Annotated in this window: 22 protein-coding genes and 1 pseudogene; 3 read left to right on the plus strand and 20 right to left on the minus strand. The window is 48.2% G+C overall.

From position 1 onward, the window contains the following. Nucleotides 1-3: 3 nt before the first annotated feature. The 16 genes from BLCOC_RS18485 to spoIIIAA form a co-directional block, all read right to left on the minus strand. Complete coding sequence (locus BLCOC_RS18485; RefSeq protein ID WP_115623008.1) at nt 4-717, minus strand: hypothetical protein; 714 nt, start codon at nt 715-717, stop codon at nt 4-6. Next, nucleotides 717-890 carry a hypothetical protein gene (locus tag BLCOC_RS18490; RefSeq protein WP_155857203.1) on the minus strand — a complete coding sequence of 58 codons (174 nt, stop codon included), beginning with the start codon at nt 888-890 and terminating at the stop codon, nt 717-719. The genes BLCOC_RS18485 and BLCOC_RS18490 overlap by 1 nt, the downstream gene beginning before the upstream one ends. Before the next feature lie 13 nt (nt 891-903). Then, nucleotides 904-1,698, minus strand: a complete 795-nt coding sequence (locus BLCOC_RS18495) for an acyl-CoA dehydratase activase (protein ID WP_115623009.1) — start codon at nt 1,696-1,698, stop codon at nt 904-906. Between the two features lie 27 nt (nt 1,699-1,725). Beyond that, the gene (locus BLCOC_RS18500; protein ID WP_115623010.1) at nt 1,726-3,372 is read right to left on the minus strand and encodes a 2-hydroxyacyl-CoA dehydratase family protein; all 1,647 of its coding nucleotides are present in this window, start codon (nt 3,370-3,372) and stop codon (nt 1,726-1,728) included. Next, the gene (locus tag BLCOC_RS18505) at nt 3,365-4,570 is read right to left on the minus strand and encodes a 2-hydroxyacyl-CoA dehydratase family protein (RefSeq protein WP_115623011.1); all 1,206 of its coding nucleotides are present in this window, start codon (nt 4,568-4,570) and stop codon (nt 3,365-3,367) included. Before BLCOC_RS18505 ends, BLCOC_RS18500 begins: the two co-directional genes overlap by 8 nt. Nucleotides 4,571-4,585: 15 nt before the next feature. After that, nucleotides 4,586-5,347, minus strand: a complete 762-nt coding sequence (locus BLCOC_RS18510; RefSeq protein ID WP_029468490.1) for an ATP-binding protein — start codon at nt 5,345-5,347, stop codon at nt 4,586-4,588. Between the two features lie 349 nt (nt 5,348-5,696). After that, nucleotides 5,697-6,236: a M48 family metallopeptidase gene (locus tag BLCOC_RS18515; RefSeq protein WP_018596523.1), complete on the minus strand. Its 540-nt coding sequence runs from the start codon at nt 6,234-6,236 to the stop codon at nt 5,697-5,699. A 207-nt stretch (nt 6,237-6,443) separates the two neighbouring features. Further along, nucleotides 6,444-8,036 (minus strand): peptide chain release factor 3, encoded by a 1,593-nt coding sequence (locus BLCOC_RS18520; protein ID WP_029468488.1) that lies wholly within the window; start codon nt 8,034-8,036, stop codon nt 6,444-6,446. Between the two features lie 94 nt (nt 8,037-8,130). Further along, on the minus strand, nt 8,131-8,913 hold the full coding sequence (locus BLCOC_RS18525; protein WP_029468487.1) for a SpoIIIAH-like family protein: 783 nt from the start codon (nt 8,911-8,913) through the stop codon (nt 8,131-8,133). A 56-nt stretch (nt 8,914-8,969) separates the two neighbouring features. Next, the gene (locus tag BLCOC_RS18530; protein ID WP_018596526.1) at nt 8,970-9,455 is read right to left on the minus strand and encodes a hypothetical protein; all 486 of its coding nucleotides are present in this window, start codon (nt 9,453-9,455) and stop codon (nt 8,970-8,972) included. After that, nucleotides 9,452-9,805 (minus strand): stage III sporulation protein AF, encoded by a 354-nt coding sequence (locus tag BLCOC_RS18535; RefSeq protein ID WP_115623012.1) that lies wholly within the window; start codon nt 9,803-9,805, stop codon nt 9,452-9,454. The genes BLCOC_RS18530 and BLCOC_RS18535 overlap by 4 nt, the downstream gene beginning before the upstream one ends. A gap of 30 nt (nt 9,806-9,835) precedes the next feature. Continuing rightward, nucleotides 9,836-11,182, minus strand: a complete 1,347-nt coding sequence (locus tag BLCOC_RS18540; RefSeq protein ID WP_115623013.1) for a stage III sporulation protein AE — start codon at nt 11,180-11,182, stop codon at nt 9,836-9,838. Then, nucleotides 11,179-11,565 carry a stage III sporulation AC/AD family protein gene (locus BLCOC_RS18545; RefSeq protein WP_018596529.1) on the minus strand — a complete coding sequence of 129 codons (387 nt, stop codon included), beginning with the start codon at nt 11,563-11,565 and terminating at the stop codon, nt 11,179-11,181. The genes BLCOC_RS18540 and BLCOC_RS18545 overlap by 4 nt, the downstream gene beginning before the upstream one ends. Before the next feature lie 19 nt (nt 11,566-11,584). Continuing rightward, nucleotides 11,585-11,779, minus strand: coding sequence for a stage III sporulation protein AC (spoIIIAC, locus tag BLCOC_RS18550; RefSeq protein ID WP_026255597.1), 195 nt, complete (start codon nt 11,777-11,779; stop codon nt 11,585-11,587). A 51-nt stretch (nt 11,780-11,830) separates the two neighbouring features. Next, complete coding sequence (locus BLCOC_RS18555; RefSeq protein ID WP_018596531.1) at nt 11,831-12,349, minus strand: stage III sporulation protein AB; 519 nt, start codon at nt 12,347-12,349, stop codon at nt 11,831-11,833. Further along, a complete protein-coding gene (gene spoIIIAA / locus BLCOC_RS18560; protein ID WP_029468483.1) occupies nt 12,343-13,314 on the minus strand; it encodes a stage III sporulation protein AA in 972 nt (323 codons plus the stop codon). The genes BLCOC_RS18555 and spoIIIAA overlap by 7 nt, the downstream gene beginning before the upstream one ends. A 225-nt stretch (nt 13,315-13,539) precedes the next feature. Between spoIIIAA and BLCOC_RS18565 the strand changes: the two are divergent. Continuing rightward, nucleotides 13,540-14,004 (plus strand): annotated as a pseudogene (locus BLCOC_RS18565) (HD domain-containing protein); the annotation flags it as partial. 103 nt (nt 14,005-14,107) lie between these two features. On the opposite strand, the gene BLCOC_RS18570 reads toward BLCOC_RS18565, so the two are convergent. Beyond that, complete coding sequence (locus BLCOC_RS18570) at nt 14,108-16,051, minus strand: glycoside hydrolase family 127 protein (protein WP_115623015.1); 1,944 nt, start codon at nt 16,049-16,051, stop codon at nt 14,108-14,110. A gap of 193 nt (nt 16,052-16,244) precedes the next feature. Between BLCOC_RS18570 and BLCOC_RS18575 the strand changes: the two genes are divergently transcribed. Beyond that, nucleotides 16,245-17,144 (plus strand): helix-turn-helix domain-containing protein, encoded by a 900-nt coding sequence (locus BLCOC_RS18575; RefSeq protein WP_165907144.1) that lies wholly within the window; start codon nt 16,245-16,247, stop codon nt 17,142-17,144. A gap of 56 nt (nt 17,145-17,200) precedes the next feature. On the opposite strand, the gene BLCOC_RS18580 is transcribed toward BLCOC_RS18575, so the two are convergent. Next, nucleotides 17,201-17,608 carry a MerR family transcriptional regulator gene (locus BLCOC_RS18580; RefSeq protein ID WP_044953605.1) on the minus strand — a complete coding sequence of 136 codons (408 nt, stop codon included), beginning with the start codon at nt 17,606-17,608 and terminating at the stop codon, nt 17,201-17,203. 144 nt (nt 17,609-17,752) lie between these two features. Here BLCOC_RS18580 and BLCOC_RS18585 point away from each other — a divergent pair, with 144 nt between their 5' ends. Beyond that, nucleotides 17,753-18,748 (plus strand): aldo/keto reductase, encoded by a 996-nt coding sequence (locus BLCOC_RS18585; protein WP_115623016.1) that lies wholly within the window; start codon nt 17,753-17,755, stop codon nt 18,746-18,748. Between the two features lie 63 nt (nt 18,749-18,811). Here BLCOC_RS18585 and BLCOC_RS18590 read toward each other — a convergent pair whose 3' ends face one another. Both BLCOC_RS18590 and BLCOC_RS18595 read right to left on the minus strand, forming a co-directional pair. Beyond that, a complete protein-coding gene (locus tag BLCOC_RS18590) occupies nt 18,812-19,402 on the minus strand; it encodes a 4'-phosphopantetheinyl transferase family protein (RefSeq protein WP_115623017.1) in 591 nt (196 codons plus the stop codon). 5 nt (nt 19,403-19,407) lie between these two features. Continuing rightward, nucleotides 19,408-21,267, minus strand: a complete 1,860-nt coding sequence (locus BLCOC_RS18595; protein WP_115623018.1) for an ATP-dependent helicase — start codon at nt 21,265-21,267, stop codon at nt 19,408-19,410. Nucleotides 21,268-21,293 lie beyond the last annotated feature (26 nt).

Here is a 21,293-nt window from a genome sequence, read left to right on the forward strand (position 1 = left end):
GTGTCACCTCTTTCTGTTCTGAAAATGCATCTTCCGAAGTCCTTCCACCTCATCACAGATTTCCTTTAATCCACAGGTGCTGCACTCCTTGTCTGCCTTTTCCATGATTTTATTCAGTGCCTTTGTTATCATTTTATTTTTCTCTGCCAGCCGGCCAAGCCCTTTGAAATCTGCAGTCTCCCCGGTTATGAAAAGAACCTGCACAGCTCTCACTTTAGGATATTCCAAATATTTCCTGATAAACAGATTTCCTATCTGCGCAAAGGACAGTCCATCCTTCACAGCCTTTTTTCCTACCCGCACCTGCTCCCGCGCTTCCATGGAGGAAGCCCTCACCATAAATCCTTCCGGGAAGACGCTGTATTTTATCAGGTCTATATCCTTGCAGATGTGATATGCCCTGTCGTCTTCCCCAATGTCTTCTGTCTCTGCAAATGTGATCCTGGCATAGGAGAGAGGGCCTTTGATCTGCCCCAGATCCGGCCCGTAAAGCAGAGTGGCATTCTCCCCCACGATACCCGGAGCTGAGGAGACGCAGGTGTACGCCGCACTTTTTCTCTCTCTGCCTCCAAGCTCAAATGCCGTCTCTTTCAAAAGCAGCACCTGGCTGTCCTTCCGGGCTGGCGCGCAGTTTTGGGAGTCATAGGGAAAACAGACCGGCGGGATATTCTTAATCAGAGAACGGGTATCCCGTATGATCTGGTCCTGTATGTTCATTAAAGTTTTCTCTCCCTGTCCATATCATCATAATGTTTTCCCAGCAGCTTGTAGACAAATCCAATAAGCTTCACATCCAGATTAAAGATATAAATGATGAATAACAAAACGGCTGCGATTCCGCTTACTGCCAGTATCTTTTTCAGGATGCATCCGTGCTTCTCTTTCTTCATAGAGATCCCTCCTTTATCTTCTTCCCTTCTGACGGGCATATTCCGCTGCCCCCAGAGCGCCCATTAGCTGCGGATCCACATCCAGATCTATGACTTTCACCTTCAGGACATGCTCAATGGCCTTTTTAAGCCCTGCATTCTTGGCACAGCCCCCGGTCAGGGTGATCCTGTCCGTGACCCCGGCCTTCTTTGCCATGACAAAGCATCTCTTAGCCACGGCCAGCTCAATCCCCGCAGCAATCTCATCCCTGGCCTTTCCCTCACCCACCAGTGTGATCACTTCACTCTCCGCAAATACTGTGCACTGGGCAGTGATGGGAATGACATTTTTGGCGCTTAAAGACAGGTTTGAAAAATCCTCCAGTGACATTTCAAAGGCATTTGCCATGGTCTCAAAAAATCTTCCCGTACCGGCAGCACACTTGTCATTCATGGCAAAGTTTTTCACCGTTCCGTCTGTGTCTATGGCGATGCCCTTCACATCCTGTCCGCCGATATCAATGATGGCGCTCACCTTCGGGTTCGTCACATGGACCCCCATGGCATGACAGCTTATCTCTGAAATGTTTTCATCTGCAAAAGGCACTTTATTTCTGCCGTAGCCGGTTCCGATCAGATAAGCCAGATCCTTGGGACTGTCCAGCTCTTCTACCTGTTTCACGGTTTCATCCATAGCGATCACAGAGCTTTCCGATGGATTGATCTTACTTTTTATCGTTGTGTGGGCAGCTATGTTTCCATCTTCATCCAGGATCACACACTTGGTATAGGTGGAGCCAACGTCACATCCTCCATAATATTTTTTCATTGCCTGCAACCTCCTTTTCCCGGGTATCTACCATTCCTTCTCATCATCAAAATCTTCCAGTGACGGGTCCACGGGTTCCTCATGCATGACTGTGCGCATATAACGGTTCACAGATTCTCTCATATGGCGCCTAGAGACCGTTCTGGGGTCCATCAGATCGTGTTCCACCCAGATAAAACGGATTCCCCGTTCCCTTGCCTGGTCGTCAAACAATCCCTGAAGCCCTGCCATGGTCTTGCAGGAAATGTGGCTGTACATAAGGACCATATCCGCGTGGAATTCCTCGCAGACCTTCCAAAGCTCATCCAGCACATTGGCATAGCCGCCGTTGGTATGCTTCCTCATGGCCATGCGCTCATACGTCCACGCAATATCCTTTAAGGACTCCTCTTTGTCCTCTGTATCAATAAACTTCATGGACATCATGCTCTCCATATCAATGAGCACGTTAATGCCCCAGCACTGCTGTGCCCAATTGCCGAAGTTGGCATAATAGTGAGCAGGACAAGACCATACCACAGCCCGGTGCCGCATCTCTTTTGCACAGGGTCTCTTCTCCCTGTAGGCCTTCATCATGATCTTGTTCACTCTCTCATCTGTTTTCAGGAATCTGGGATCCCGGCCCGCGTCTGCCATGTAGCTGAGTTCCCGGTAAACAGCCAGGATAGAACCTGTGATCTGAGGATATTCCGTCTGATTCACATCCCACTTCTCCTGCTCATATTCTGTCTCCTTATTGTACCTTTCCATGGCCTCAAAATAAGCATCCCAGTCAAATGTCTCCCCTGTGTTTTCCTCGATAAAATGGATCATTCCCTTGATCTCTTCCACCGCGTAGTCCACTGCCTGTTCATCCAGGTAACGCACCGGAAGCGTCAGGGGATAAGTGGGAAGCTTAAAATATCTGTCCTGGAATATATTTGTCATAACACTTCCGTCGCAGGGCATACTGCTGGTTATATAGCATTTGCCAAATATGGGGTAATCCCCCGCGATCCCGCACCCGGCCTCCGCTGAGGGAAGAGGGCAGATATCTGCCGGAAGCCCGTAGTTTTCCGTCTCATCCAGATAATGAACCTGCATCTGCTGGTCCAGAAGGGAAGTGATGTATACAGGTGCCATCTGGGAGGGCATGCCAATGAGATTGGGGAAGCCCGCCATGATATGTATGGGCATCATCTCATCAAAAAGTACAATCTTGTCACTCAGGGCATTTGGCCCGTTCAGATTCTCGTCTGCCTTGAAGGTATTTTCCAGCAGGCGGGTACAGAACTGGACGATCATCCTCATATGCTCCCTGGCGATGCGAAGCTGCGGCCCCCTAAGCCCTACGAGCTGGGCATCAATAAACATGGGCGTCTGCAGATAGGAACTGAACCATCTGTATTTCCACAGCCCTTTTACAGAGCCTACTGGATTTTTCATGATCATGAGGCTCATATCCCCCCACACCTGCAGCCATTTTGCAAAGTCGTAGGCAGTGTCCTTTACCCCTCTCCACTCCCTGAATGCTGTGGTCAGCTCACCGGTATGGACGTCACCCTTGTGATGGTCCATATCCTTCCAGGCATGAATGGCTCTGGTGATGGTTTTCTTCTCTTTTTTCAGGACCTTCTGTCCCTGCGTTTTCATTTCTTTTCCTTTTTTCAGCAGTTCTTCGATTTTTCTATCCATGGAGGCTGCCTCCTCTCCGGTTCTGGATCTTCTTGATCTCCATCCGTTCCACAAAAGCCTGTATCCTGGTACGCATCTGTCCGGAGGAACCTGCCCTGTAAGGCCTGTCCACAGACAGCACCGGAAGTTTATATTCCTCCTGCATGATATGGCTGACCAAAGCCCTCTCATAGCCCCAGTAGTCGCAGAATTTTAACTGTTCATAGATGATGCCGTCCGCATGGTAATCCTCATAGAGCTTTCTCACAAAATCCCGCCTTTCCTGGATCTTCTCATGGCTCATATAGCGGGCACACTGGCTGTCCTCCATATATCTGCGGCACACAGCCTTTAATACATCTTTTTCCTCCCCAAGCTGAATCTCCTGTCTTCCCGGAAAGGAGCCGAAACAGAAGCGGTCTGCCACCACAAGGGCACCTGCCTCCTCCACCAGCTTTGTAAATTCAGGATCGTCAATCTCACTTCCGGCAATGACAACTCTGGCCCTGTAGTTCTTTTTTTCATCCGGTTCCCTGGTCCGTATCTCCTCCAGGGTCTCACGGAGTCTGTCCAGGATCAGATATTTCGGACAGACATATGTGATCAGGTTCAGGATATGGAACTCGTAACCAGTGACTGGCGGATTTTCCCTCTTGCGGTATTCCCCGATCTCTGTAATGATACGGCAGATCTCATTGTGCTCTTCCACGGCTTTTTTTATGGATTCATCCGAGGTATCCACTCCATAATTTTCCTCCAGCTTTCGGAACACTTTTGTCCGGATCTGTTCTGCCTGGTGCTCCACTCCGTGTTCTGTCACCTTATAGGGCACATCCACATGGGACATAAAGAATTTGTCACCCGGTATCAGCTTCTGCACCAGAATATTCTCCATGGAACGGTTCATCTGAGCGCAGGCGTCCACCGCCGCGATGCCGTCCAGGAAATTGTATCCGCCCTCCACTGCCCGCTCCAAAAGGGCACGGCAATACTCACAGGTGTAGTTTGACATGTAATATGTGGCAATCTCCAGGGAACCTGTCCTGGGCGCTCTCATCCTGAGAGAAAAACAGCGGTCCACATTTAACAGAACCTCCGGCATATGGAAACAGGTATATCCGATGGCCAGTCTGCCCTCCTTTTTTGCCTGCTGCACCAGTTCATTGTTTGCCTCCTGGAGCAGATTTTCAAAGTAAAACAAATGCTTTAAATCTTTCACCCGGTTCACACCTCCTCATACAATATGCAGTTTTTCAAGTGCCTCCTTCACACCTGCTGCCAGCAGGGAACTGTCAGGCAGGTTTAAAATATTCTCCCCCTTTAAATCAAACTCCGTAAGGCTGCTGTCCTGTCCCACGGCTCCCAGAAACGGTATCTCCTCAAGATCCAGGAACTTAAGCATTTTCACATCCGGCAGACGGTTTACCAGCACACCGCAGGCTTCATACATAACCAGTTCATCTGCCACCTTCTTTATGGTTTTCACCACCTGCAGCCCTTTCTGGCTTGGGTCTGTGATCAGGATCAGATGGGTCACACGCTCCATGACACGGCGGTTGATCTGTTCAATGCCCGCCTCACCGTCGATCACCACAAAGTCAAACTGCTCTGCCATTGTGGTGATGACTTCTTTCAGATACGCATTTACCGCACAGTAGCACCCTGCGGCCTCCGGTCGACCGATGGCCAGAAATGCAAAGCCCTCCTGCTCCTCCAGAGCATCAAACATTAAATTTCTGGCCTCTCCCAGACATTCCACAGCCTCCTTTTTCTGACCTTTCTGTACATTTTCAACAATTGCCTTTCGTATATCATCCATGGTTCTCTCCACAGTAACCCCCAGTGCTGTGGCAAGTCCTACAGCCGGGTCCGCGTCAATGGCCAGTATCCTGGCATCCGGATACTTCCGTGTCAGAATACGGACGATCATGGCGGAAACCGATGTCTTTCCCACACCTCCTTTTCCTGCTACGGCAATGATCTTTGCTTCTCCCATACGCCTTCTCACCTCCTGTTATCACGCTGCACTGTCACTTTTATTATAGAGATTCCGCTAAATATAGTCAATGCAATTTGCTTATTTTCATTATATTTTTCTGTTAATTCTGCATTTATTAGTTTGTATTTCAAAATATTATTTTCGTAACGTCAATAAAATGTATTTTCATGCAATTTAATGGATAGATATCCATTCCCTCCACGCCAGACAGAAAAAATAGAAGTTCTCCGTAAAACAGCAGTGGAGGCAAAGCTCTATGACAGCTTTGCCTCCACTTTTCAGCAGATAACTATTAAGATAATAATTACTAAGATATGTGCAGGGTTTGATCTCATGGATATACGGCTCACTCACGGCTCCATAACAAAATGGAGCGCTCCTTCAGCCATTGCTTCCAAACCTGGTAGTCCGGCATAACCTGTTCCACCAGTCTGCCGGACAAAAAAGGATAGTTTTTCACGCGGGCCAGTGTGGAGATGACCACATAATCCAGCACCTCCTCCGGTGCCAGTATCAGTCTCCAGTTAAAAAAGAGCCTGCCGTCTTTTGTACATCTTCCCCACTGTCCGTATTTTTCCATGACCTGGATCTGTTCATAGGGAATCCCCATGAGTGCCGCATAGTAATCTGCCTTCACGGCGAAGATTTCCAGAGCAGAATCCAGGTACTGTGCCTTTTCCTCTTTCTGATATGGCAGGGCATTGATATACCATGCATCTGTCTTCCTGCCCTCTGCTTTTTTATGTATCCATTCTTTTTTCATTCGTACAAACTGCTTGATCTTCCGCTTGGGATAATGCTCCGGTGCCCTGACCACCACATTCCCTTCCGGTGTGATCTGGATCCCCAGTGTGGTTCTTTTACCGTAAATTATTTGGTATTCCATTTTATAACTCCCCGCTTTGTGCACTCCCCTCCCTGTTTGACGAAACCCTGCTGTTCTTTTTATATCACACCGGTATTAAACTCCCGGCGAAATATAATAGCGACAGCAGATCTGCTGCCTTATTATTATACTGTATTTTTACACCTTTGAAAACAGGCAATTAAAAAAGAGTCCCGCCGGACTCTTTTTTCAATACAAACTTTATGATCAGTTTCTGCTGAATTCCGCAAGCTCCAGACCTTCGTTTCTGTCCAGTGTCATGCCAACACTCCAGGCATTGACAAACAGAAGCAACGGATTTCCTCTCATATCTTTTACTTTCTTCATGTCTGAGGTTCCTGTCAGCTTTTCTATATCCACCGATTCCTTGTTGGCGATCCAGCGGATATGTTCGTACGGCAGGCTCTCCAGGCGTATCTCCACATTATACTCATTTTCCAGCCTGTATTTCAGCACATCAAACTGCAGGACACCTACAACTCCCACAATAATCTCCTCCATACCTCCCATAAATTCCTGGAAAATCTGGATCGCACCTTCCTGGGCGATCTGGTTCACGCCCTTGACAAACTGTTTTCTCTTCATGCTGTCCATAAGACGAACTCTTGCAAAATGCTCCGGCGCAAAGGTGGGGATACCCTCATAGGCATATTTTTTTCCCGGCGAGCAAACAGTATCGCCAATGGCAAAAATCCCCGGATCAAAGACGCCGATAATGTCACCTGCGTAGGCTTCCTCCACCACATGCCGGTCTGATGCCATCATCTGCTGGGGCTGGGACAGACGCATCTTTTTATTTCCCTGGACATGGAATACTTCCTGGGAAGCGTCAAATTTTCCGGAACAGATACGCATAAACGCAATTCTGTCCCTGTGGTTTTTGTTCATATTTGCCTGGATCTTAAAAACAAAGGCAGAGAAGTCTTCCTTCATGGGGTCAATGACACCAATATCCGCAGTCCTTGGAAGAGGTGAGGATGTCATTTTCAGGAAATGCTCCAGAAATGTCTCTACACCAAAGTTGGTGAGGGCGGAGCCGAAAAATACGGGAGATAATCTTCCCTGGTTGACCAGCTCCTGGTCAAATTCCGCACTTGCACCATCCAGCAGTTCGATTTCTTCCAGAAGCTGTTCCTTCTGTTCCGCATCCACCACCTCGTCAAGCCGTGGTTCGTCCACACCGATTTCTTCCTGGGCACCTTCTTTTGTGCCTTTCATGGTATCAGAGAAGGTGAGCACCTTCCTGGTATCTCTGTCATACACACCTCTGAACTTCTTGCCGGAACCAATGGGCCAGTTGATGGGGCAGGTTGGTATCCCCAGTTCCTTCTCAATGTCGTCCAGCAGATCAAAGGTATCGTTGGCATCCCGATCCAGCTTGTTGATAAAGGTAAAAATAGGAATATGGCGCATGGCACAGACTTTAAAAAGCTTTCTGGTCTGTGCCTCCACACCTTTTGAGGCATCAATGACCATGACCGCAGAATCTGCTGCCATCAGGGTACGATATGTGTCTTCCGAGAAATCCTGATGTCCCGGAGTATCCAATATGTTAATGCAATAACCATCATAGTTAAACTGCAGCACAGAGGAAGTAACAGAAATACCTCTCTCTTTTTCAATTTCCATCCAGTCGGAAACCGCATGGCGTGATGTCGCCTTGCCCTTGACACTTCCCGCCAGATTGATGGCGCCTCCGTATAGAAGGAACTTTTCCGTCAGGGTCGTTTTACCGGCATCGGGATGGGATATGATCGCAAATGTACGTCTTTTCGTAATTTCTTTCGTATAGTCAGCCACTTGAGGGACCTCCTTATTCTTTTAACACGCTTAAAACATTTTAGTATACCGGGAATATGGTGTCAAGGACTTCTTAAACTTTCTCCTGACTTCCTCATTCCCCGTCAGAGGAGCCGTCATCCATTGGCGTGATCACAATATTCTCTACCGGAACGCTTGTTTTCCGTTTCACGATGTCCTCGATCTGGGCACGCTTGTCATCTGCCATGTACTCCTGGGGAACGATCACATCGGCGGAATCGTTTGTCAGATTCACCACCACGTTCTCAAATCCTTTTGCGTCCAGAAGCAGTTCCGCAGCTTCCTCCTGCTCTGCTAAGTCTGTCATCCTCACCATGGAGGCAATGGCTTCCTGTTTCTGCTCGTCTCCGATATTTTCATTGTTGATGATCTCAAGAAGGGTCTCTTTGTTGGCAGAACGCACCTGTTCTCTGCTCACCTTTGCCTGTGCCACAAAGTTGGATGCCCCTGTCAGCACTGCCTCACCCGGTGTCTCAGCGGATGCGTCTTTGCTGTCTGCATTGTTGTCCGTAGTGTTTCCGTCCTCCCCTGTAGTGGTGCCGTCTGTGGATGAGGAACTCTGATCCTGGGCCGCGTTCTGGTCCTGCGTATTTGTGTCTCCGTTTTCAGCCGCTGCATTCTCTTCAAGTAAAGCGGACTCGTCTGTTAAGTCATAATCCAGGCTGTCGATATCCTCCACGATCCCGTCTGCGTCCGCTGTCTCTTTGCTCTTATCATCCGCTGTACTTGTGCTGGCTTTCTTCAGTGTCTTGTCAATTCCCAGATGGTTATCTGAATAATTGATGTACCCGGCAACCGCAATCATGATTGCCAGCGCGGTGATAATGACCTGATTCTTCTTAAAGATTTTTTTCATGCGAGCTACTCCTTTAATTCATTTTAGCAACTGTCCGGCCTGACCGTTTTTGGGCGTCAGCGGCCAGTCACCATCTTCATTACTTTAATTTTATGGGCTTCCACCTGAAATAATGCCTGCACTGCCTCCTGAATATTCTGAATTACGTGGGGATCTTCTCCTCCCTCCGCCACAACCACAACGCCGCTGATTTTGGGATAGCGCTCATTTGACAAATATGGCTCCTGGTTGCCTTTGGAATCCTTGGAATATACCGTGTCCGTGCCGTCTTTTTCCACCACCCTCTCCCCTGTATCCTCAAATGTGACGAAAACATCCGTCTTCCCGATTCCCTTCACCTCAGCCAGCACCTCTTTCAGCCGCTGCTGGAGCCGGTCCTCATAATTGGTCTTCTGACTGGTCTCACTTGCCGGGGCGCTCTGCACGGTCTGTTCCTCAGTGTCTTTTTTCTTCACAGGCATGGCAATGATAAGCAGCAGGATGCCTGCCAGCAGCACTACCACGATCTGCTCTTTTTTCAGCATTTCCGGAATTAGCTTCATGGTTCCACCGCTCCTTCCTGCAGGGTGTCTTCCTCCTGCTGCTCCGTCTCCCCGGTGTTCTCACCTTTCTTGTTCCATCCGTATTCTTCCTCTATTTCCCGCGCGTAGTTTTCCCATTCCTCCCTGTCCCGCTCCTCCTCTTCCACATATCGGTTCACCCCTGCATCAATCTTATTTTCCAGGTGAAGAAAATCCAGGACAGGCGAGAGCAGAAGGAGTATCAGAAGCAGTCCCATATAAAACTGAATGTACTTTTTATAATTGTTGTCCGGCAGAAAATGCATCACCGCGGATAAAAATATGAAGTAACACGCCAGGTTCCGCATCCAGCCGTAAAGTGTCTCTGTCATATTACCTGCCTCCTCCCCGGCTTGTTCCGGCTAATGCCCGATAAAAGAAATGGTGAGCACTGCAATGGTGATCAAAAACAGCAGTTCCATTGTGAGCAGTACCTTTAACAGGAGCATACACCCGTCTCCGATGGTAGCCAAGGCTCCCACCATTCTTTTGTCAGATATGGGCTGTACCACAGCGGCCAGCAGTTTGTAGAGCAGGGTTGTCATGCCCAGCCGGATGACAGGCGGAAGGCCCACACACAGAATGACTATGATCCCGATCACCCCCAGCCCGTTCCTCACCAGAACAGCGGTTCCGAGGGCTACCTCTGTCACGCCGTTTATGGCATTTCCGATGCCGGGGATGGCCGCCGCCGTCTTGCCGATCACATCCCGCTTGAGAGTGTCTATGGCAGGGCCTATCATGTTCTGGATGATCTGCATTCCGATCACAACAGCAATGCAGGTCCGCATGGCCCATTCCACCACAGTCCTCACAAGTTCCGCCATTTTTGAAAGAAAGTCCTCACTGTGCAGATAATTCACAAGCTGCAGCAGTACGTATATATGGATACCCGGCAGGACACCTTTTAAAAAGACAACCTGTACCACATAGACCAACACCAGGACGATCTCATAGAATACCATAGCTGTGGCACTCCCCGTGGCCGCAGTGACTGCCAGGAAGTAGGAGGGCATCAATGCCTTCATAAAAGTGACAAAGCCTGTCAGCCCCTCACTTATCTCTATGCTGAGTGTACCGAAGGAATGCACCAAAGATACAAGAAGAAGCATGTATACAATATAAAAACTGATCTCCCCCATCTGGCCGTTGTTAAACACATTGGAAAAGTTGGAAAAAAGCGCTGCCAGCAGCACCAGCAGCACCACATGGATCATGGTATCCCTCTCAGCCGCCAGATTGCTGTACAGCAGATTCTTTGCAAGAGAGATAAAATATTCTTTTGAGAACAGCTTCTCTCCGCTTAAGATCTTGTGCAGGGCATCCTCCAGGCTGAAGCTCTCTTCTCCCAGAAGTTCGTTGACGGCATCCTGCATCTGCTCCAGCTCCATGTCATCCATGAGCTTCTCCTCTGTGGCGCTCTGGGCGTCCCGGCGGACTTCCTCTTCATTTTCTGTCGCTTCATTTTCCGCCGTTTTTGTATGATCCGTCTCATCCCTATTTCCTTTGTCTGCTGCATTTTCATCCTCTTCCTCTTTTGGCTGTTCATCCTGTGAGGCTGTCCCCTGCGGCTGGTTTTTCAGGACTTCTTGTCCTGCGTTTGCCGAAAAAAAAGAGGCTTTCACCTCCACTGCAGCAGACAATACCAGAAACAGCACTGCCAGCACACACCCTGCTGCCCTGACTCTTTTTCCGATCCCCCCTTTCATACCAAAAACCCGTAGATGGCCTCCATAAGTGCCAGAAGCACCGGCATGGACAATACCATGATGTAAAGCTTGACAAATATCTCAATCTGGTTCCCGATCGCCCCATATCCCGCATCTTTGCAGATGCTGGCAGAGAACTGGCCGATATAGGCAGCTCCGATCATTTTCAGCAGTATGGTCAGATATTTTGTGTCCACAGGCACATACTCCTGAATCTTCAGTACGGAGTCCAGCAGGTAGGAGAGCTTCTGCGCCATGAAGGTAAAGATGCAGATTCCCACTGCCAGGCTCAGATACAGAGAGTATTCTGGCTTTGTCTCTTTTAAAAACAGTGCCAGCACCACTCCTGTCATGCCCAGCATGACGATTTTCACCACTTCCATTCAAAGCCCTCCTTTCCTTCTACAGCGCAAATAACTCCTGTATGGTCTGGAATAAATCGTTGATGTAGGGCAGCACCCAGAACAATACCAGTAAAAGTCCGGCAAGGCTTGTCAAAAAAGCCAGTTCTTCCCGCTGGCTGTGTTTTAAAATCTGGCACAGCACAGAGACCAGGATCCCCACTGCACCGATTTTGAATAAAATTGTTACCTCCACTCTTTTTCCTCCCTTCCTGCTGGATCTCATGTCCCGTGCGCCCTGCCTTCCTCAGATAAGCGTTATGGCAAGAAAAATCCCACCCAGCACTCCCAGACTCTGATAAAGTCTTTTTTTTACAGGAATTTCGGCCTGGACCGCCTGAATTTTCCTCTCCAATTCCTGCTGAAACAAAGCCATGGCATTTTCCTGCTGGGTGATATCCAGATATCCCAGATACTGCCCCAACTGTCTTAGCTCCTCTTTATCCTCTTTTGTAAGTGCACTGTCTCTGAACGCGTTTTCCGCCTCCTGCATAAAAATATCGGCAAATAAGATACCATCGTAGGCATCCGCCCGCTGTGCAACATTTTTCAAAAAATCTGAAAATGGCGGAGTCAGTCTTCCCGCAGCCCGCAAAAGAGCCTCCGGAAGTGCTTCCTTTCGGTAACTGATCTCGCCCTTTATGAGCAGGACCATCCGCTGAAGTTCCCTGAGTCCCGCCAGTCTTTTCGTAAACCTCAGGCTTCTCTCGAAACCCAGAGCCGTACAGGAGAATACCACGAGACAGACTCCCAGCACTTTCAGCATAGGGTTCCTCTCCTCCTTTTTTCATCAAACAGACAGGTGCCTCTCTCATCAAATACAGCCTTCACCTTCCCTGCCTTGTCCTTGCTATGGAGAATAATATATCTCTCAAATATTTTCTCCTGCACCAGGCGCTGCATCAGAGGTTTCCTCTTGATATCCTCAATAGAGCTTCCGTGGACCGTGGCAAAAAGTTTACAGCCGCAGTGGATCACGGATTCTATGGCGTGAATATCCTCATAGTCCCCCAGCTCATCCACAGCCACCACCTCAGGTGACATGGAGCGGATCAGCATCATCATACCCTCCGCCTTTGGACAGCAGTCCAGAATATCCGTTCTGATTCCCAGATCATTTTGGGGAATCCCCTGATAGGAACCCGCGATCTCCGAGCGCTCATCCACCACCCCCACGGATTTACCCGGCAGATAGGAGTTGCCGTCACTGACCTGGCGTATCAGATCGCGCAGCAGAGTGGTCTTCCCGCACATAGGCGGGGAAATGATCAGCGTGTGGCAGACATTTCCTTTGCTGATCACATAGGGAAGTATCTGACTGGCACATCCTTTTATCTGGTGTGAAAGTCTCAGATTTATATATGATATGTATTTCAGGCTTTTGATCTTCGCTCCGTCCAGTACCGTTTTACCGGCAATTCCCACACGGTGGCCTCCCTGAATGGTAATGAATCCCTGCCGGATCTCTTCCTCAAATGCGTACATGGAATAATTGCTCACATACTCCATGGTCTCCCGCAGGTCCTTTGCCTCAATCTGGCAGACGCCCTGCATCTGTTTGGTCAGTTTTCCGTCTTTTGTCAGAAAATACTCATTCCCTTTGTATATTAAGATCAGCGGCGCATTCACCCTCAGCCGGATCTCATACAGATGTTCCATATCAAACTCCGCGTGCTCCAGGGCTGCCCTGATCTTTTGGGGAAATAAACGTATAATATCCCTTTCTCTCATTGTCTCACCTCTTTAAAACAATATATGAGGACAATCCCTATTTCATACGAAAAATATATCACTGCTCTGTCCTTTCGGGCACAATCTCTCTCTGCCGGATATATACGCAATGAAATCTTGCCAGCGGACATTTCCTGTTGACCTTTTTTCCTTCTTATCTTATGCTGATACTATCTTTGCAAGTCCAAATTTATTTTTTCTATAGCTGTTTTAAAACATTGTTTAGAAAGTACGGCAGAGCACACCTGGCACCTGGCACTCTTTGCCGGCATAATGCTGGAACACTACCCTGAGCTGGATGCGGGGAAAACCCTGCTCATGTGTCTCATCCACGATATAGGTGAAATATATGACGGAGATATCTCCGCGGCGCTTCTTTCTGACAGCTCCCAAAAATATCAAGGAGAACATCGGGCTGCCGAACGGGTATTCTCTCTGCTGCCCGATAGACAAAAGAAATCTTTTATGGATCTCTGGCAGGAATATGAGGATGGCCGGACACCGGAATCCCGTCTGGTAAAAGCACTGGATAAGGCTGAAACTATAATCCAGCATAATATAGGAAAAAATCCCCCGGATTTTGACTATGCATTCAATCTGCAGTACGGAAAACCGTATTTTACAGAGGATGCGCTGCTTGAAGAAATACGAAGTGCGCTGGATGAGGAAACCAGGAGGCATATTCCGTAAAAGAACTGTACATATAAAAAACGCCGGATCGTGAGAGAAAACCCCCTCTCAAAATCCGGCATTTTTATTCAGCATATCAAGTTCTATCTTTTGTCTTCCGCAATCAGATTCTGACCCATACAAGCATCTCTCCCACTGTCCTGTTTGTCCAGGCATAATAGGGAATGAATTTCAGTGTCTGAGGTTCAAATTTTCTACCTGCGTATGTTTTGTAAAGTGTCTTTTCATCCCACTCTTCCTCTGAGAGACGTTTTCCCTCTGTGGTCAGGGTCACAACACCCTTTAACAGGTCTTTTTCGTATTTTACTGCAAACTCCGGATTTTCATTCAGATATAATTCCTGAAGCTGATCGCCATTGTCTGCCTCCTCCAGGCAATACACAACAGGCCCGCGCATAACTGCCACTTTTCCAATATCTTCCCTGACTCTCGGGTTTGCGGCAACCAGTTCCACCGGCATTTCCATGGAAAATACAATCTCATCTTGATTTTTCCAGCAGCGCTCCAAAAGGAGATACCCGTTCTCCACAGGGCAGCTTACGGCTTCCCCATTGAGTTTGAGCGTATAGCTGCGGCACCAGCCCGGCACACGGATGGCATATGTAAATGCTGTGTCTTCCTCATTTTCAATCTGTATTTTCACGTCACCGTTCCATGGATAATCTGTCTCCACTTTAAATTGATTCTCTTTCCCGTCCAGAACCGCATGCATACTGCCGCCGATAAACAGATTCATGAAAAATTCCTTTTCATTATATTCATAGGCATATCCGCCAATGGAGGAGAGAAGGCGTGCTACATTGGGCGGGCAGCAGGCACAGCCAAACCATTTCTGGCGTTCCACTTTCACATGTTTTTTGTAATAATCCTTCTCAGATGCCTCCGGCACAGCCTCCAGGGGATTTACATAGAAGAATTTTTTACCGTCCAGAGACATACCGCTGATGACCCCATTATAGAGGCAGCGTTCCATCACATCCGCATATCTGCTGTCCTTGGTTATTTCAAACATTCTTCTGGCAAAGAAAATCAATCCGATAGCGGCACAGGTCTCCGCATAAACTGTGTCATTGGGCAGATCATAGTCAAAGGTAAATGCCTCCCCGTACTGGGAAGAGCCGATGGAACCAGTTACATACATCTGTTTTTCCACAATATTGTCCCAGATCCTCTGACATGCCTCAAACAATTCCTGGTCCTTTACTGCACTTGCCACCTCAGCCATTCCGGTATAGAGATATACGGCACGGACTGCATGGCCTTCCGCTCTGTCCTGCTGACGGACCGGTTTGCCTGCCTGATAGTATTGATCCTGGAAGTAGCTGTCCTTCCAGAAGAAATCATTTTTGTTCTTTTCCCTTTCCTCGGCAAAGTACAGGGGTGCCTGCCCTCTCTGGTCAATAAAATATTTTGCAAGTTCCAGATGCTTGGGATCTTTTGTCACCTCATAAAGTGCCACAAGTGCCATTTCAGCCACCTCATGACCTGGGTATCCCGGTTTCTTTCCCGGCGCGTTTCCTATATTTTCATAGACACAATTCACATAGCCCACAGCCGTGTCTAAAAATTTTCTCTTTCCTGTTGCCTTGTAATAAGCCACAGCTCCTTCCACCATGTGTCCCAGGCAGTAAAGCTCGTGGTGGTCCATAAGGTTTGTAAAGCGCTTTTCCAGACCGTTCAAAATGTAATAAGTGTCCAGATATCCATCCGGCTGCTGTGCCGCGCTGATGATCTCAATAGCCTGGTCTGCCGTTGCCTCCAGCGCTTCGTCCGGGTGCCACATCAGACTGTAGGCCACCGCTTCCAGCCACTTATAGGCATCACTGTCCTGGAATACCATTCCCTGGAACCTGCCCTCTTGCATCCCGGCGGCTACGCGGAAATTCTGCATACAGTAACTTGGCTCTGCCCCTTCGATCCTGTCATTCAATGCTTCCCACTGGTAAGGGATCACATGATTTCTCACCAATTCCATATACTCTTTCCAAAAATCATCCTGGATGGAAACATCGCCAAGCGGCATCATTTTCACTTTCTTTTCTAACATGCTGTACCTCCTAAATTTAACGTTGAATTCCAAGATTCTTCGTGCTACCATAAAAGAAGGGAATTTCTTTTGCGGCAGCATATCAATTCCTGACTTTTCCCTTGTTTATCAGGTTTTATCTCATAGAATCATTGTACCATTTACAGTTTTTGAAACAACTTATAAATCAAAAGAAAAGGTGGTCATATCCCAGATGTTATATTGTATTTGTGATGCCTCAAAACCGGCAGAATATCTGACCTGCGGCAATCTTGTAAGTGAAAACGGATTTGTGCACCTTCACAGAACACTGGATTTCTTTGTTCTGATCTTAGTGCAGGAGGGAACTCTGCACATCTGTCAGGACGGCAGAGCTTATGATATCAGCCCCGGTGAATTCTTTGTCCTCTTCCCCGGAAGTACCCATTACGGATATAAACCCACCCGGGGATATCTCTCCTACTGCTGGACACACTTTACACTGCCGGACAGCCCCGCGGATTCCATAAAAAATCTGTCCCCTTTTGGCAAAGATCATTTCCGTACAGAAGACGGTTGCCTCTTTGATCCCTTCTCTGCTGAAATGATATTTCTCCCGGAGCACGGTAAGATCCTTCCGGAAAAGCGCTCCCAGCTATTGTTTCTCCAGCTTCTGGATCTGGCAAAACGCAGCAGCTATCAGATGACCCGGAGCTGCTGCCACGCGCTGAATCTGCTCCTTCTGGAGATAAGCCGTGAATACCTGCTGGCAGAGCATTTCGGACAGGAGCTGCTGCCAACTTCTGTGCAGGATATTACAGAATGGATACAGAGTCATTTTGACCAGCCTTTGACAGTCCGGGGCCTGGCGGAAAAATTCGGATACCATCCCACCTATCTGTCCGCCCTGATCAAACAGTACACCGGTTATCCCCTTGTCACCTACATCAACCGCACACGCATCAGCGTATCAAAAAATCTGCTGAACAGCCATTCCCTGACTATCCGGCAGATTTCTTCCATGTGCGGATTCACTGATGAAAAACATTTCATGAAGCTGTTCCGGCAGTTTGAGGGCATGACCCCCACACAATACCGAAAAGCCTTTGACCAGAAAAAGATCAACACACTCTAACTATATGTTTTGAACCGCCTGGCCATAGTGCCGTATCACCGACTGGCACCTCCATGTCAATAGTCCGCCCAGTCCGGGCAGTCACTCCCACTGTCCATGGAGGCCTTAATATCACTGTAATAGCTCAGTTTACGGCTTATCTGCTTCTGCGCAGACTTCAGCTTTTCTATCTGCTTTGCCACATGCTCTTCCTGCTCTTTTAAAAGCGCAAGGATTTCATTGATATGCTCACGCTCCTCCTCTTCGTATGCAAAAAATTCCAAAAGCTGTGCCATAGACATTCCTGTCTCCTTAAAACAGCAGATGGCTCCCAGGCGGTTTATATGCTCCTCCGTATAGATCCGCTGCTTTGCCTCTGTCTTTTCCACAGCAGGCAAAAGCCGGATCTCCTCATAATATCTCAGGGTGGACGCAGGGAGGTCAAACATCTGGGATACTTGTCTTATTGTGTATGTTTTCATCATAATCTCCTCATTTTCGGCAAGTGGAAGTCTGAAGTTGGGGCAAATGTGACAAAGTTAAGATTTTTATTGACTTCAAGTATACTTGAAGTGTTAGACTTTGTAAAGAGACAACGATACAAAGAAACTTAGAAAAGGAGATCACTTATGTACAGAGCAAATGACAAACGATATGATACCATGACATACAACCGCTGCGGACACAGCGGCTTAAAGCTTCCGGCAGTCTCTTTGGGATTGTGGCATAATTTTGGAGACACTGCGGTATATGAGAATATGAAAAAACTTTGCTTTACCGCTTTTGACAACGGCATCACCCACTTTGACCTGGCTAACAATTACGGCCCTGAACCGGGAAGCGCGGAAAAAAATTTCGGAAGGATCGTAAAGGAAAACCTTTCCTCTTACAGAGATGAAATGATCATCAGCACCAAGGCAGGCTATGATATGTGGCCGGGTCCCTACGGTGACTGGGGCAGCAAAAAATATCTGACTGCCAGTCTGGACCAGAGTCTCTTGCGCATGGGCCTTGATTATGTGGATATCTTCTACCATCACAGAATGGACCCGGAGACGCCGCTTGAGGAAACCATGGGTGCCCTGGATCAGACAGTGAGAAGCGGAAAAGCCCTTTATGTGGGACTCTCCAACTATGACGGCGAAACCATGAAAAAGGCGGCAGCCATCTTAACGGACCTGAAATGCCCCTTTGTGATCAACCAGAATTCCTATAACATTTTCAACCGCACCATAGAAAATAATGGTTTAAAAAAGGCATGTGAAGAGGAGAAAAAAGGAATCATCTCCTTCAGCCCCCTGGCACAGGGCATGCTCACTGACCGCTACTTAAAAGGAATCCCCTCGGACAGCCGGGTGGTCACGGACGGACGCTTCTTAAATGCAGGCCAGCTCACAGAAGACCGCCTGGACTGCATCCGCGGTCTGAACGAAATTGCCGCACAGCGCGGGGAGAGTCTTGCGCAGATGGCGCTTAAATGGGTATTAAAAGATGGTGTGGTGACCAGTGTACTTGTTGGTGCATCCAAAGCAGAACAGATACTTGATAATTTGAACGTACAAAAAAGTGCTCCGTTTACGGAAGAGGAACTGAAAAAAATTGACGCTCTGTCCACGCAGCGGTAAGCAGCCGAAAAGAGTAGACGCTCTGTCTATGCAGCTGTTTAATACCTGTGAGGTAAGGAAATGTTACGCCGGTAATTTTATGGTCTCCCATTGAAAAGGAACTGCTGCGCAGACCTGACAGACATAGTCTTTTTCAATGGGAATTTCCTCCATGACTGCATTCTCCATGGAAAGCTCGGAGAGGTTCCTTGTAATGCCCTCCCCGCTCCATTTGAGGTAGCTCTCCTTTTGTGCCCAGAAAACTGCAAATGCCATTTCCGAGTCCTCGGCATCTCTGACCGCTTCCTGTTCCCCGGCATTCATGGTTCGTTCCAGGAGCCTTTTTCCTCTCACTGGCTGACGGACCTGGATGTCAATGCCTACCGGAATGCCTGCGGCGGCACAGACCGCGTATTCCCCGGAATGGCTGATATTGAAATGGATCTCAGGGTAGCCATGTAAATAGGGCTTGCCGTTTTGTTCCTTTGTCAGCATGCCCTCCAACTGTGCAAGTCCCTCCTCCCCTTCCGGAAAGGAAAACCCATACAGTTGTTTCAAGGCATGTTTGAGAAGCATCCGTCCGGCCCGGGTCTCTGTCCTTCCTTTTTCCCCTCTCTCTTCTACTCTGCCTGTCAGAGCTTCTGTCTTCCCGTAAAAAACCCAAATCTTTTCCAAAACCTCTACTCCTTCTTTTCCGGCACAAGGCCGCTCTCCGTAAGAAATCTGGACACTTCCAGCTCCTTATCGTGCCTGCTCTTTGCATAAAGTATGTAAAGCTCTTTCCTTGCCCTTGTCATACCCACATAGAAAAGCCGCCGCTCCTCCTCTATGCTGCTGTCTGAAACTGCTTTATGATAGGGAATCGTCCCTTCATTTACATCCATGAGAAACACCCTGTCAAATTCCAGTCCTTTGATGCTGTGCAGCGTGGAAACTGTGACGCCTTTTTTCTCAATATCCTGCTTCTTTGCCTGCTCCTTCAGCTTTTCCGTGTAATCTGAAATATGCGCAAACCATTCTCCAAAGTTCTTATATCCTTTGGCACTCTCTGCCAGCTCCTCCAAGACTTCATACAGGTCATCCACTTTGATCTTCCGGTAAGAGGCATAATCCTTCAGATATTCCTCATACCCAATCCCATACCGGATATAATTGATTGCCCCGTAGGGTGTCATGCGCTTCAGCGTTGTCAGGTCTTCCTCCAGCTTGTCGATCCTGTCACACATCCAGTCCTTCCCCTCGTAAAACCAGCGAAGGCCTTCAAAGGACACAGTGGCATCATCTAGCGCTTCTCTGGATATATAGCGGTTCGGCCGGTTCATGACCTGCAGAAACTCCCGGCGGCTTCTGTCGCCCTGGGCCAGCTTTATATAGGAAATAACGTTTCTGGAGATCCAGTGTTCATACAGGTTTGGCAGGGCATCCCGCATCTGAAAGGGGATCTGATACTCCATAAGCGTCTCCACAAGAAATCTGGCGCCCAGATTTGTGCGGTAGAGAATGGCAGTCTCCTCATAGGGACATCCCTCCTGCAGCGCCTTTTTGATACACTCTTTTACAAAAAGCTCCTCTTCCTTGCCGTCTTCAAACTCGCGTATAACAACCGGTTTTCCCTCCTCATTATCCGTAAAAAACTCTTTCGGATAACGGTTCTTATTCTTCCCTATCACTTTTTTTGAGGCCTCTACGATGGCCTTTGTGGAACGGTAATTACATGCCAAAAGCTCTGTCCCCGCATTGGGAAAATCCTTTGGAAAATGCAGCATGATCTCCGGCCTTGCCCCCCGGAACGCGTAAATGGACTGGTCATCATCCCCTACGATAAAGAGGTTATTCTGCGGCGCTGCCAGAAGCTTCACAATGTCATACTGAAGCTGATTGATGTCCTGGAATTCATCTACAAGTACATACCGAAACTTGCTCTGCCATCCGGCCAGGATGTCCTTTCTGTTTGTGAGAAGGTCATAACAATACAGCAGCATATCATCAAAATCCAGAAGTCTGGACTGTCTGCAGGCTTCCACATAAGAGTGGTAGATCTTTCTGAAGGTATCATCCGGACAATTGGCAGAATAATAATGCTCTATAGGCATTCTGCCGTTCTTCACTATGGAGATTTCCTGTACCAGACCTTCAAAAAATTCCTTTTCATCATCGATCCGCATTCTCTGGCGGTATACGATCTCCTTTAGAATATCGTATTTTTTCTCCTCCCCCAGAATATTCTTTGCGGACAGCCGATAGGCATGGCGCAGGATTCCGTAAAAGATCCCGTGAAAAGTGCCAAACGTCACTTCCCTGTACGGTCCTGTCATTCCTTCCTTTTCACACAGGCGTAAAAAACGCTCCTTCATCTCCCTGGCAGCCGCTTTTGTAAACGTCACCACCAGTATGGATGAAGGAGTCACCTGATATTCCTTTATTAAGTTAGCCACCCTCCTGGTGATGGTGGTGGTCTTCCCTGAACCAGGGCCTGCAAGAAGCATCATAGGGCCCTGGTCATGGGAAACTGCCCGTTCCTGTGAGGAATTTTTCTGCATATATGGGTTACTCCATTTTCGTTTGT

It is taken from the genome of Blautia coccoides, from assembly GCF_034355335.1.
GTDB lineage: Bacteria > Bacillota > Clostridia > Lachnospirales > Lachnospiraceae > Blautia > Blautia producta.

Coding starts and splice junctions, on each gene's coding strand:
- BLCOC_RS18530 (WP_018596526.1), bottom strand. CDS start 9,455: ATGAAGCTAATTCCGGAAATGCTGAAAAAAGAGCAGATCGTGGTAGTG.
- BLCOC_RS18485 (WP_115623008.1), bottom strand. CDS start 717: ATGAACATACAGGACCAGATCATACGGGATACCCGTTCTCTGATTAAG.
- BLCOC_RS18545 (WP_018596529.1), bottom strand. CDS start 11,565: ATGGAAGTGGTGAAAATCGTCATGCTGGGCATGACAGGAGTGGTGCTG.
- BLCOC_RS18495 (WP_115623009.1), bottom strand. CDS start 1,698: ATGAAAAAATATTATGGAGGATGTGACGTTGGCTCCACCTATACCAAG.
- BLCOC_RS18555 (WP_018596531.1), bottom strand. CDS start 12,349: ATGCTGAAAGTGCTGGGAGTCTGTCTCGTGGTATTCTCCTGTACGGCT.
- BLCOC_RS18540 (WP_115623013.1), bottom strand. CDS start 11,182: ATGAAAGGGGGGATCGGAAAAAGAGTCAGGGCAGCAGGGTGTGTGCTG.
- BLCOC_RS18585 (WP_115623016.1), top strand. CDS start 17,753: ATGTACAGAGCAAATGACAAACGATATGATACCATGACATACAACCGC.
- BLCOC_RS18575 (WP_165907144.1), top strand. CDS start 16,245: ATGTTATATTGTATTTGTGATGCCTCAAAACCGGCAGAATATCTGACC.
- BLCOC_RS18595 (WP_115623018.1), bottom strand. CDS start 21,267: ATGCAGAAAAATTCCTCACAGGAACGGGCAGTTTCCCATGACCAGGGC.
- BLCOC_RS18490 (WP_155857203.1), bottom strand. CDS start 890: ATGAAGAAAGAGAAGCACGGATGCATCCTGAAAAAGATACTGGCAGTA.
- spoIIIAA (WP_029468483.1), bottom strand. CDS start 13,314: ATGAGAGAAAGGGATATTATACGTTTATTTCCCCAAAAGATCAGGGCA.
- BLCOC_RS18510 (WP_029468490.1), bottom strand. CDS start 5,347: ATGGGAGAAGCAAAGATCATTGCCGTAGCAGGAAAAGGAGGTGTGGGA.
- BLCOC_RS18580 (WP_044953605.1), bottom strand. CDS start 17,608: ATGATGAAAACATACACAATAAGACAAGTATCCCAGATGTTTGACCTC.
- BLCOC_RS18535 (WP_115623012.1), bottom strand. CDS start 9,805: ATGACAGAGACACTTTACGGCTGGATGCGGAACCTGGCGTGTTACTTC.
- BLCOC_RS18525 (WP_029468487.1), bottom strand. CDS start 8,913: ATGAAAAAAATCTTTAAGAAGAATCAGGTCATTATCACCGCGCTGGCA.
- BLCOC_RS18500 (WP_115623010.1), bottom strand. CDS start 3,372: ATGGATAGAAAAATCGAAGAACTGCTGAAAAAAGGAAAAGAAATGAAA.
- BLCOC_RS18515 (WP_018596523.1), bottom strand. CDS start 6,236: ATGGAATACCAAATAATTTACGGTAAAAGAACCACACTGGGGATCCAG.
- BLCOC_RS18570 (WP_115623015.1), bottom strand. CDS start 16,051: ATGTTAGAAAAGAAAGTGAAAATGATGCCGCTTGGCGATGTTTCCATC.